Source organism: Flavobacterium aquaticum (genome assembly GCF_003259835.1).
Lineage (GTDB): Bacteria > Bacteroidota > Bacteroidia > Flavobacteriales > Flavobacteriaceae > Flavobacterium > Flavobacterium aquaticum.
Genome location: NZ_QLMI01000002.1, coordinates 236706 through 249967, shown reverse-complemented (window position 1 = coordinate 249967; position 13262 = coordinate 236706). Strand labels below are relative to the sequence as shown.

8 protein-coding genes are annotated in these 13262 nt (G+C 32.1%); all 8 read left to right on the top strand.

Features of this window, described 5'->3' with window-relative positions; genetic code table 11:
• The 8 genes from ruvA to B0I03_RS03920 all read left to right on the top strand — a co-directional run bounded on the left by ruvA (position 1) and on the right by B0I03_RS03920 (position 13262).
• Positions 1-582: a Holliday junction branch migration protein RuvA gene (ruvA, locus tag B0I03_RS03955; protein WP_111566166.1), complete on the top strand. Its 582-nt coding sequence runs from the start codon at positions 1-3 to the stop codon at positions 580-582.
• Between the two features lie 3 nt (positions 583-585).
• Positions 586-7818, top strand: a complete 7233-nt coding sequence (gene sov / locus B0I03_RS03950; RefSeq protein WP_394338059.1) for a T9SS outer membrane translocon Sov/SprA — start codon at positions 586-588, stop codon at positions 7816-7818.
• Between the two features lie 142 nt (positions 7819-7960).
• Complete coding sequence (gcvH, locus tag B0I03_RS03945) at positions 7961-8341, top strand: glycine cleavage system protein GcvH (protein WP_111566165.1); 381 nt, start codon at positions 7961-7963, stop codon at positions 8339-8341.
• Complete coding sequence (locus B0I03_RS13335) at positions 8310-8702, top strand: VanZ family protein (protein ID WP_181452340.1); 393 nt, start codon at positions 8310-8312, stop codon at positions 8700-8702. Before gcvH ends, B0I03_RS13335 begins: the two co-directional genes overlap by 32 nt.
• Positions 8703-8746: 44 nt before the next feature.
• Positions 8747-9484 carry an energy transducer TonB gene (locus B0I03_RS03935; protein WP_111566163.1) on the top strand — a complete coding sequence of 246 codons (738 nt, stop codon included), beginning with the start codon at positions 8747-8749 and terminating at the stop codon, positions 9482-9484.
• Positions 9485-9575: 91 nt separating this feature from the next.
• Positions 9576-10328: an energy transducer TonB gene (locus tag B0I03_RS03930; protein ID WP_111566162.1), complete on the top strand. Its 753-nt coding sequence runs from the start codon at positions 9576-9578 to the stop codon at positions 10326-10328.
• A 74-nt stretch (positions 10329-10402) separates the two neighbouring features.
• On the top strand, positions 10403-11146 hold the full coding sequence (deoC, locus tag B0I03_RS03925; RefSeq protein WP_111566161.1) for a deoxyribose-phosphate aldolase: 744 nt from the start codon (positions 10403-10405) through the stop codon (positions 11144-11146).
• Positions 11147-11156: 10 nt separating this feature from the next.
• Positions 11157-13262 (top strand): gliding motility protein RemB, encoded by a 2106-nt coding sequence (locus tag B0I03_RS03920; protein ID WP_111566370.1) that lies wholly within the window; start codon positions 11157-11159, stop codon positions 13260-13262.

The window sequence follows — 13262 nt, the reverse complement described above, 5'->3', positions numbered from 1 at the left end:
ATGATAGCTCATATTCAAGGAAGATTAGTTGAAAAAACACCTACCGAAGTTGTAATTGATTGCAATGGCGTGGGCTATCATATTAATATATCATTACACACTTTTTCATTAATTCCAGATTCTGAGAGTTTGAAATTATATACGTTTCTTCAAGTAAAAGAAGATTCGCATAGTTTGTTCGGATTTGTTGAAAAACAGGAAAGAGAACTTTTTAAGTTATTGCTTTCGGTTTCAGGTGTGGGTGCAAGTACAGCTAGAACCATGTTGTCATCTTTGGCGCCGGCTCAGATTATTCAGGCTATTGCGGCAAATGATGTGGCTACGATTCAATCGATGAAAGGAATTGGAGCTAAAACCGCACAAAGAATTATCCTAGATTTGAAAGAAAAAGTGTTAAAAGTGTACAATTTAGATGAAGTTTCGGTCATTGAAAGCAATACAAATAAAGATGAAGCGTTATCTGCTTTAGAAGTTTTAGGATTTGCAAGAAAAGCAGCCGAAAAAGTAATCGATAAAATTATAAGAGAAACCCCAAATGCCTCTGTAGAAAACTTAATAAAACAAGCTTTAAAAAATTTATAAAACTTGAAAAACATTAACATAAAGGCGGTAAATAAATTACAATATAGTCTTGCATTATTATGTATCTTTTTTTCTTTTTCGTTACAAGCACAAGTAGACGAAGAAGAGAAAGATACTGTTAAAACTGGCGTTGATTTAGGTAAGTTAAGTATGCCTAATCCTGTGAGTATTTTAGATAGATATGTTTACGACCCAGCTTCTGATCGTTATATTTATACGAGTTCTGTTGATGGTTTTAATATTAGGTATCCTATGATACTTACACCAAAACAGTATCAAGAGCTTGTATTGCGCGAGCAAATGCGAAAATACTATCAAGAGAAATCAGCTGCAATGGATGGTAAAAAAGCAGGTTCTGAAGAAGCTAAAAAAGATTTATTACCAAGATATTATGTAAATTCTAAATTTTTTGAATCTATTTTTGGTAGTAATACAATTGATGTAAAACCTACTGGTTCTGTAGAATTAGATTTAGGAGTTCGTTTTACAAAACAAGATAATCCTTCTTTCTCTCCTAGAAATAGAAAAACAACAAGTTTTGATTTTGATCAACGAATTAGCGTTGGTTTACAAGGAAAAGTAGGAACGCGTTTAAACGTAAATGTAAATTACGATACACAATCTACTTTTGCATTTCAAAACCTTATTAAATTAGAATACACACCTACAGAAGATGATATTATTCAGAAAATAGAAGTAGGTAACGTAAGTTTTCCATTATCAAATTCTTTAGTAAGAGGTGCGCAAAGCTTATTTGGAGTTAAAGCACAATTGCAATTTGGAAAAACAACCTTTACTGGAGTTTTCTCAGAACAAAAATCGCAAACAAAATCGGTTACAGCTCAAGGTGGAGGAACGCTTCAAGACTTTGAGGTTTTTGCATTAGATTACGATGCGGACCGTCATTATTTCTTATCGCAATATTTTAGAAATAACTATGATAAAGCTTTAGAAACATTTCCATACATTAATTCTCGTGTGCAAATTAATCGAATTGAGGTTTGGATTACGAACAAACAGAATAGAGTAAATACTACAGATAATAATCTTAGAAATATCGTAGCACTTCAAGATTTAGGAGAAGCGCCATTAACGGGAGTTTTACCTCAAGAAACGGTTCATATAGACTTAACTTCTCATCCAAATTTTTATAATGTTCCGGCTAACACACCTTCTAATAATGCCAATAATAAATATGATCCTAACAATATTGGAAGTAATTTTTTAAATAGTGCAATTAGAGATGTTTCTTTAGCTTCAAACGGCTTTAGTCCTACCATTGGTGCTGCTGAAGGAATTGATTTTGCAAAACTTGAAAACGCTAGAAAACTTACACCTTCAGAATTTACGTATCATCCTCAATTAGGATATATATCGTTAAATCAAAAGTTAGCTAACGATGAAGTTTTAGCGGTTTCTTATCAATATACAATTGGTAGTGATGTGTATCAAGTTGGAGAGTTTGGTACAGATGGTGTAGATGCAACAAACGTGGGTGGAACAGGAATTCCAAATTCTCAAGCCTTGGTGTTGAAATTATTAAAAAGTAATTTAACCATTAATGAGTATAAAATTGGTGGGGTAGATCCAAAATATACCATGCCAACTTGGAACTTGATGATGAAAAACATTTATCAAATTCCTGGAGGTTATCAATTGCAACAGGAAGATTTTAAATTAAATATTTTATACACAGATCCGTCACCTTTAAATTATATTACACAATCAGGTATTGATCCATTGCCTGCAGATGTTGACCAAACGCCATTGTTAAAAGTATTCAATTTAGATCAATTAAATTATACAAATGATCCACAAGAAGGTGGAGATGGTTTTTTCGATTTTTATCCAGGTTTAACAGTTGATACCCAACGCGGGAAAATTATTTTCTTAAAAGTAGAACCTTTCGGAAGTCATTTATTTAACAAATTAGATGTTCCAGCTTTAGTAGAAAACTATGATGATCCATTAACGTATAACACCAATCAAACAAAATACGTTTTTAGAAGTTTATATAAAAACACACAAGCAGCAGCTTTACAAGAAAGTGCTAAGAATAAATTCCAATTAAAAGGACGCTTTAAATCTATGGGTGGCGATGGAATTTCTATCGGAGCTTTCAATGTGCCTCAAGGTTCAGTTGTGGTAACGGCTGGAGGAAGAGTTTTAGTTGAAGGAGTTGACTATACAGTAAATTACCAAATGGGTAAAGTAAATATTCTAGACCCTTCGTTACAAGCATCTAATACTCCAATTGAAGTTTCTGTTGAAAACAATTCCGTTTTTGGACAACAAACAAGAAGATTTTGGGGTTTAAATGTAGAGCATAAATTTAATGACAAGTTTTTAATGGGAGCTACTATTTTAAACATGTCTGAACGACCATTTACAACCAAATCAAATTATGGTCAAGAATCGGTAAATAATACAATTTTCGGATTTAATACTAACTTTTCAACCGAAGTACCTTTCTTTACAAGATTAGTAAATAAACTACCTAATATTGACACTGATGTGCCATCAAATTTATCATTCAGAGGAGAAATTGCATATTTGAAACCTGGTGCTTCAAAAGCGGATCAATTTAATGGAGAAGCTACAACTTATATAGATGATTTTGAGGGTTCTCAAACTACAATCGATATGCGTTCGCCACAAGCTTGGACACTGTCTAGTGTGCCGTTAGAAGGTAGTTTTGATGGAAATCCATCTGCATCTGAGCCAACTGTTAATGATTTGAGTGTAGGTTTTAAAAGAAGCAAGTTATCTTGGTATACAATTGACCCTGTTTTTTATACGCAAACACCTTCTGGTATTGATGATGACGATTTATCATTCAATAAATCAAGACGTGTTTTTAGTCGTGAATTGTATCCAGTTACAGATGTTCCTCAAGGAGAAACGAATGTAATTTCTACACTCGATTTAACTTATTTTCCAAAAGATAGAGGGCCTTACAATTTTAATCCAAGTTTAAGTGCTACAAATCAGTTTTCCGATTTAGAAGCTCCAGATTCTTGGGGAGGAATCATGCGCGCAATTAATTCAACTAATTTTGAGCAATCAAATGTAGAATATATTCAATTTTGGGTAATGGATCCTTATTTTGGAAATGCTGGTGATGTTGCAGATCCTACTAATACGGGAAAATTAGTTTTCAATTTAGGAGAAATTTCAGAAGATATATTGCCTGATGGAAGAAAATTATACGAAAACGGATTGCCAGAAGTTGGTTCAGCACAACCTACAGTTAGTACAGCTTGGGGAGATGTTCCAGCATCACAATCATTAATTTATGCATTTGATACAAACGAAGGCAATAGAGCGGTTCAGGATGCTGGTTTTGATGGGTTAACAGATGCTGAAGAAGCAGTGAAATTCGCAGATTTTGCGTCTTATCCTGACCCATCTGCAGATAATTATCGATTTTATTTAGAAGCTACAGGCGATATCGTTACTCGATACAAAAATTACAATGGATTTGAAGGAAACTCACCAGTTTCAGTTACAAACGATAACAGAGGTAATACAACTTTTCCAGATGTAGAAGATGTAAATCGTGATAATACGATGAATACCATTAATGCGTATTTTAAATTTGAAGTTGACCTTGAATCTTATCCAGAAGGAGCAGTTCCTGTTGGGCAAAAATATATTGCTGATTTTAGAGAAGTAAATACTGGTTTAGATTTGCCTAACGGTAGTGCTGGTAAAGCAAGATGGATTTTGTATAAAATTCCAATTAATGAATTCACCGATGCTAATAAAGTAGGTCCGATTTCTGATTTCCGTTCTATTCGTTTCATGAGAATGTATATGACAGGATTTAAAGATGAAATCACATTACGTTTTGGAGCTTTAGATTTAGTAAGAGGAGAATGGAGACGTTATACAGGTAATTTTGATGAGTTAGACACCGATCCTGATGATGAAAATACAGGTTTTGATGTGGTTGCATTAAATATTCAAGAAAACGGAAGAAGAAGTCCTATTAGATATGTAACACCGCCAGGAGTTGTTAGAGAGCAGTTGTACAATAATAATACGGTAATCAATCAAAATGAGCAATCACTTTCTTTACGTGTTTATGATAAGTTAGGCGGTACTGCTAACGGTTTAGAAAATAATGACGCAAGGGCGGTTTTTAAAAATGTAAACGTAGATATGCGTCAGTTCAAAAAGCTGCGTATGTTTTTACATGCTGAAGCTGTTCAAAATGGCGATTTAGATGACGATGAATTAATAGCTTTTATTCGTTTTGGAAATGATTTTACCGATAACTTCTATCAAGTAGAAATGCCTTTAAAGGTTACACCTCACGGTGCATCAACTCCTGAAGAAGTATGGCCATTAGAAAACGAAATCGAATTACCATTAGATTTCTTAACAAAGTTAAAAGTTTTAGATCTTCAAAATGATTCTGAAATTGATTATACTGATCCTAGTGGAATTGGATTTATCGAAGAAGAAAATATTAAAATAGGCTCTTCAAATAACAGGTTAACATTAGGTATCAAAGGAAATCCTAATTTCGGATTGGTTCGTACCTTAATGATAGGTATTAAAAATAAGTCAGGAGACATTCAGCGAGGAGAAGTTTGGTTTAACGAACTTCGTATGTCGGAAATGGACAATAAAGGTGGTTACGCTGCAGTTGCTAATTTAGATACTAACTTTGCTGATTTTGCAAATGTTTCTGCAACAACAAGAGTAAGTACTATTGGTTTTGGTTCTTTAGAACAAGGTCCAAATGAAAGAAGTAGAGAAGATGTTTTTCAATATGATATTGTAACAAATTTAAATTTAGGAAAATTATTGCCAAAAAAATGGGGTATAAATCTACCATTTAATTATTCAGTAGGTGAAGAAACGATTACACCTAAGTTTGATCCTTTTTATCAAGATATCGAGTTAGATCAATTGCTAGATATAACATCAGATCCTGAGGATAGAGCAAATTATGAACAAAGAGCAATTGATTATACAAAGAGAACAAGTTTCAATTTAATTGGGGTTAAAAAAGAAAAAAATCCTGAGAAGAAATCACATTTTTATGATGTTGAAAATTTAACGTTGTCTTACTCATTAAACGAAACGGAACATCACGATTACGAAATTGAAAATTTAATCGACAAGCAAAACAGAACAACTGTTGATTATGCTTATGCTTTTAAGCCTAAAACAGTTGAGCCTTTTAAAAACACTAAAGTCTTAAAGAAAAGTGGCTATTACAAAATGTTGAGCGATTTTAATTTTAATTATTTGCCTACAAATGTTTCGTTTAGTTCAAATATAATTCGTCAGTTTAACAGACAGCGTTTCAGATTGGTCGATGTTCAAGGAATTGGTTTAGGAGATTTGTACAGAAGAAATTATTTCTTCAATTATACTTATGGTGTCAACTATAATTTGACTAAATCTCTTCGTTTAAATTACACCGCTTCTTCAAATAATATTGTACGTAATTATTTAGATGAAAATAATTTACCAATAGATGGTTTAGATATTTGGGATGATTATTGGAATGTTGGAGAATCAAACCAGCACAATCAACAATTGGTGGTTAATTATGATTTGCCTATTAATAAAATTCCAATTTTTAGTTTTGTAAAATCTACATATTCATATACGGGTGATTATAACTGGCAGCGTGCTTCAGATGCTTTTTCTACTATTACAGGAGAAGATGGAAATGAATATGCTCTAGGTAATACAATCCAAAACGCAAATTCACATAAGTTAAATACTACTTTGAATATGGATTTGTTTTACAAATACATCGGATTAACAAAAACAAAAAATAATAAGAAAAAGCCAGTTGCTAACAAGGATAAAAATGCTGTTCCAAAACCTGGCCAGCAAATAACAGCACCTAAAAATAACATTTCTAATGAGCGAAGTGTTTTTATGAGTGGACTAATTGGAGTTGCGACTAGTGTTAAGAATATTCAAATTAATTATAATGAAAGTAATGGAACTGTTTTACCAGGATATTTGCCTGGACTAGGTTTCTTTGGTTCTTCAAAACCTACTTTAGGATTTGTTTTCGGAAGTCAATCAGATGTAAGATATGAAGCCGCTAGAAATGGATGGTTAACAACATTCCCAGAGTTTAATCAGAATTTTACTCAGGTGCAAAATAAAAAGATAGATTTTACAGCTAAAGTAGAATTGTTCCCTGATTTAACAATTGATTTGTCTGGAGACAGAACGTATGCTTATAATTACTCAGAACAATTTGATGTTACTTCAGGAGAATATAATTCACGATCGCCTTATGATTTTGGAAATTTCAATATTTCAACAATTCTAATTCAAACAGCATTTTCACAAAGCGATGTAAATTTTTCTCAGTCTTTTCAAGATTTTAGAGATAATAGATTGGTCGTAGCAAATAGATTGGCAGAAAATTATTATAATGGAAACTCTTTTCTACGTGATGCCGATGGATATCCGTTAGGTTTTGGAAAAAATAGTCAGCAAGTGTTATTACCTGCTTTCTTGGCCGCTTATTCTGGGCAAGATGCGGAAAAAGTATCAACTGGAGTGTTTAGAAATATTCCTTTACCTAACTGGACGCTTAAGTATACAGGTTTAATGAGATACAAATGGTTTAAAGATAATTTCAAGCGTTTTTCTTTACAACATGGGTATAGAGCACATTATAATGTAAATGCGTTCCGTTCTAATTTAAATACTTCTCCAGTAGATGCAAATGGTAATTTTTTCGCTTCAAAAATTATTTCAAATGTTAATCTTGCTGAACAATTTAATCCGCTTATTAAAGTTGAATTTGAAATGAAAAATTCAATCAAAGTACTTGCCGAAATTAAAAAAGACAGAACGTTAAATATGAGTTTTGATAATAACTTATTAACTGAAGTTAGCGGAAATGAATATATAATAGGTTTAGGTTATCGTATTAAAGATGTTACTATAAATTCTGCACTTGCAGATAATGTGTCTGGAATAATAAAAAGTGACATTAATATTAAAGCTGATTTTGCTTTGAGAAAAAATAATACAATTGTACGTTATTTAGATTACGATAACAATCAATTAGGTGGAGGGCAAGATTTATGGTCTATAAAATTAACAGCTGATTATTCGTTTAGTAAAAACTTAACAGCAATTTTCTTTTATGATCATCAATTCTCACAAGCAGTTATTTCAACTTCTTTCCCTATTACTAACATAAGAAGTGGATTTACATTACGATATAATTTTGGTAATTAATAAATTCTTAAAATAATAATTTTAGAAACAACCATTCAGAATGATTTTTTGAATGGTTGTTTTTTATGCAAAAAAATAACAAAAACCTTTTTTTCAATTCAATAAATACAATTACATTTGTACGTCAAAAAATTATAACCAAATGAATATACCAACTAATTTAAAATACACTAAAGATCACGAGTGGGTTTCAATTGAAGGAGATGTTGCAACAGTAGGAATTACTGATTTTGCTCAGAAAGAATTGGGTGATATCGTGTATGTAGAAGTAGAAACTTTAGATCAAACTTTAGATAAAGACGAAGTGTTTGGAACAGTAGAAGCTGTAAAAACAGTTTCTGATTTGTTTTTACCATTATCTGGAGAAATTATTGAATTCAACGATTCATTAGAATCAGATCCAGAAAAAGTAAATTCAGATCCTTACGGAGATGGTTGGATGGTAAAAGTGAAAATTTCCGATGCATCTGAAATAGATACACTTTTATCAAGTGAAGATTATAAAGCACTTATCGGAGCGTAATTTTTTATGGCTTGCTATTACTTGGACCGTTTTTATAACAGTAGCAAGTTTAGTGAGTTTTAGTTCGGTTCCAAAAGTAAAAATTATTGGAAACGATAAAATAGTACACTTTTTGTTTTACTTAATTTTTGTCATTCTTTGGGGTTTAGCAAAAAAACAATCTTATTTTAAAATTAAATATGATTTGTTAATTGTTTCAATTGCAATAGTGTATGGCATAATTATTGAGGTTTTGCAAGGTGTATTAACCGTAACTAGACAGGCAGATTATTATGACGCACTAGCTAACTCGCTAGGTGCTTTTTTAGGATTTGTGTGTTTGTATTGTATGAAAAATAAAATTTTTAATAAATTTTTTTAAAACAGTTCTAATATTAGCTATATTAGCACCTCAAAATTAAAATTATGGAAGTAAAGAAAAATCCTAATGTAGATCCTAAAAGAAATAGCTCGCTATATTTTCTTGTTGGTCTTACAGCAGTTTTAATGTTAACTTATGTAAGCATTGAGTTAAAGTCAGAAGATCCAAGGGTTGAAGTAGAAAAATTGGAGATTGCAGACAATATGATGGGAGAAGAGGAAGAAGTTATTTTGACAATGCCTCCTGTACAAAAATTACCACCACCACCACCACCTGCTCCAGAAGTAATTCAAATTGTAGATAACAAACAAGTTATCGAAGATAAAAAAATTGAAACTACTGAAGTAGATGAGAATAAACCGGTTGTTGTAACTCAAGCTTCTGCTTATGGAGAAGAAGGAGGAACTGCAGAGGAAGTTGATGAAGAAGTTCCATTTGCAGTAATCGAAGATGTTCCTGTTTTTCCAGGTTGCGAAGGTGTTGCTAAAAACAAACGTTTAGAATGTTTTATGGAGCAAATGGCTAAGCATATCAAGAAAAACCAACAATACCCTGAAAGAGCAATGGAAGATAATATCCAAGGTAGAGTTTCTGTTCTTTTCGTTATTGATAAAGATGGAAACATTACAAACGTTCAGGCTAGAGGTCCAAAAGGTGGAGAATTACTTGAAAAAGAAGCTTTAAGAGTAATCTCTAAATTACCTAAATTTAAACCTGGTATGCAAAGAGGTAAGCCTGTAAAAGTAAAATACAGTCAGCCAATTACTTTCAAATTACAATAATATCAAATCCCAACTTTTTAGTTGGGATTTTTTTTGGCATATAAATTGTATAGATTAATTAACAAAGTGTTAACTATTAATCTATATAATCATGAAAGCAAATGTTGATTTCCCGAAAAGAGCTAAAAATAGCTTTATCTATTTTCAAGTTGGTTTAATTGCAACCATGTTGGTGGTGCTTTTTATTTTAGAATTTAATTTTAAAGATGTATCACGAACTGTTGGTTCAATACCTTCAACTGTGCCTATTTCTGAGCCAACATTTGTTTACAATCCTGCGCCAGTAACTAAACCTCAATCAGCAACTAAGCCGGTGGTGGTTAAAGTTCCTAAAGTAGCTCATGTTTTTAAATCTACTAAAGAAGAACCAAAAAAAGAAGAGGATAAAGCGCCAATTGCTACGCAAGATAATCCTACAGATAATCCTAAAACAGATACAACTCCAATAGATAATCCAAAAGATAATGGTGGAGGAAAAGTTGAACCACCAACTGTTTTTTCTGTAGAGCAATTGCCAATGTTTGAAGCTTGTAAAGGTTTAAGTAGAGCTGAACAAAAAGTTTGTTTTGATGAGCAGTTAGCAAGAGCAATTGTAAAGCATTTAATTTATCCAGAGGATGATTTGGAAGACGGAAAACAAGGCGTTGCGCAAGTAGAGTTTGTAATCGATGAAAAAGGAGCTATTACAAATGTGAGAGCTTTAGATAATAAAAGAGCTACAATTGAGATGCAAAAAGCAGCTGAAAAAGCCGTGAAAAGAATCCCAAAATTAATTCCTGCAAAACAAGGGAATAATGCGGTGAGAATCAAATATTCAGTTCCAGTTGTGTTTAAAATTCGATAATAAAATAATAATGTGATAAAAAGTCCCATTTCGATGGGATTTTTTTATTTTTACACTTTATAATTCTTTGTAAAATGAACATCAAGCAATATCTAGATTCAACATATCTTAAAACCGCAACCCAAGCTAACCTTTCTGAAAAAGAAAATACTGAAGTGGTAAAAAATTGTATTCAAGAAGCCATTGATAACGACTTCAAATTAATCATGATTCGACCAGATAAAGTTGTCTTGGCAAAAAAAATGATTCAAGATGCAAATTCAAAAGTTACTATTGGAACGGTCATCGATTTTCCTTTTGGAAACGGAACTTTAGAAGAAAAATTAGCTGAAGCTAAGCAAGCTATTGAAAACGGTGTTGATGATTTAGACTACGTAGTAGATTACGAAGCTTTCAAAAGAGGTGAAATTGATACTGTAAAAGAACAAGTTTTACAAGGCACAAAATTAGGATTATCACATAACAAAATTGTAAAATGGATAATTGAAGTAGCGGCTTTAGATAATCATCAAATTGTTCAATTGTCAGCTTTAATTAAAAATGTGGTGATTGCTAATTTTAGCGAAAAAGAATACGATAAGGTATATGTGAAATCATCAACAGGTTTTTATAAAACGCCAGAAGGTGTTCCAAACGGAGCAACAGTTTCTACCATAAAATTAATGCTTGAAAATTCTTGTCCATTACCGGTTAAAGCTGCAGGTGGTGTAAGAACGTATGAAGAAGCTGTAGAAATGATTCAGTTAGGTGTAAAGCGGATTGGTACATCTGCAGCAAAAGCAATTGCAAACGGCGAAACTTCAAATAGTGATTATTAAAAATAACATCATGAGAAAATTTTTTAGTTTAATTTTATTGGGTTTAAGTGGTGTAATTTTTGCTCAAAATTCGTCAAACGAACAATTTCCAAAATTTCCTGATTGCGTAAATGCCATTGGTAACCAACAAGAATCTTGTTTTTATAATACCCTTCAAAATTATTTTTATAATAATTATAAAGTACCACAAGAACTTCAAGAGCAAAATTATAAAGGAACAGTAATTGCAGTTTTTGAAGTAGATACTACAGGGACTTTCAAGGTTTTGTACACCGATGCTGCTCATGAATCTTTAAAGAAAGAATCTAATCGTGTTTTTGAATCTTTGCCAAAAATAACGCCAGCAACTTTTTCTGGTAGACCAACGTATGCAAAATTCTCAATCAAGATTGCTATTCCATTGGTTGCACCAAATGTAAAAGAAGAAAACGAAGCAACTAAGTATGCGAAAACAAATACAATACTAATCGACAATAAAAAAGAATTGTCAGAATACGATGAAATTAAATATAAACCATTTGAAAATCCACAATTCAAGAGTTCGGGAGTTGTGCCGTTTTCACATCAAAACTATGGTGTTTTTGATGCTTTGATGAATCAAGTGGGTACAAATAATCACACGGCTTCAAAGCCTTATTCGTATGATGAAGTAGCAAAATATTATGATTTTGAAACCGCAAACAAATCTTTTTTAAAACAAAAAGAATCGTGGTGGGGGAGAAAATTGTGGAATGAAAACTTGGTTGCTATTCAAGGAGAAGATTATTGGTTTACTTTAAATCCAATTTTCGATTTTAGAATGGGTAAAGATACTGAAAGCGAAGCTTCTAATACCTTTGTAAACACAAGAGGTTTAATTGTAAATGGAGGTTTAGGCAAGCAGTTAACGTTTACAACTTCCATTTATGAAAGTCAAGGTCGATTTGCGGATTATTACAATGCTTATGCAGAAAGTATCAAACCATCAGGTGGAAATCCAGCGATTATTCCAGGAATTGGTATTGCAAAACGATTCAAAGAAGATGCTTATGATTTTCCATTAGCTGAAGCAAATGTTAAATACCAACCTAGTAAAATGATTAACCTTCAATTAGGTTATGGGAGAAATTTCTTAGGTGATGGATATCGTTCATTGTTGCAAAGTGATGGAGCTAGTCCTTATCCGTATTTTAAAATTAATACTACTTTTTGGAAAATTAAATACACGAATACGTATATGTGGCTAAAAGATGTTAGAGATTTAGCAACTGTTGATGGTACGTATGCTACTAAATACATGGCAAGTCATTATTTGAGTTGGAATGTAACCAAAAAATGGAATTTAGGTTTCTTTGAAAATGTAGTTTGGACAAATGCTAACGATAGAGGTTTTGATTTCAACTTTGTGAATCCATTAATTTTTTACAGAACGGTTGAATTTGGTTCGTCTTCTAAAACAGGAAATGCGTTATTAGGTTTAGCTACTAAATACAAATGGAATAACAGTATTAATTTCTATGGTCAATTCTTAATTGATGAATTTGCTATTGGCGATGTAAAAGAAAGCAATCAAAGTTGGAGAAATAAATTTGCGTACCAAATAGGTGCTAAATATTATGATGCTTTCAAAATAAAGAATTTATTGCTTCAAGTAGAATATAATCAAGTGCGTCCTTATGTGTATTCACATAGTAATCCAATTACGAATTACGGTCACAACAATCAAAGTATGGGACATTTATGGGGAGCTAATTTCAGAGAATTTGTAGCCATTGCGCGTTATTACAAAGGAAGATATTTTGCCGATACGAAATTAATTTACGGTCAACGCGGATTTGATTTCAACAACGGAACCGATAATTTCAACTACGGAGGAAATATCTATTTAGATTATGATGAAAATCGTCCGTATGATACAGGAGTTTCAATTGCTCAAGGAAATAAAACAACGGTTATGATTGCCGATTTACAAGTGGGATATTTAGTAAATCCAGCCTACAATCTAAAAGTTTTTGGGAATGTTATGTTGAGAAATTTTGATCCAACAGCAGAAACAGCTGCAACAGTAAAATCAAATACTACTTGGTTTTCAATTGGACTAAGAAGCGATTTATTTAACTGGTATTTTGATTATTAG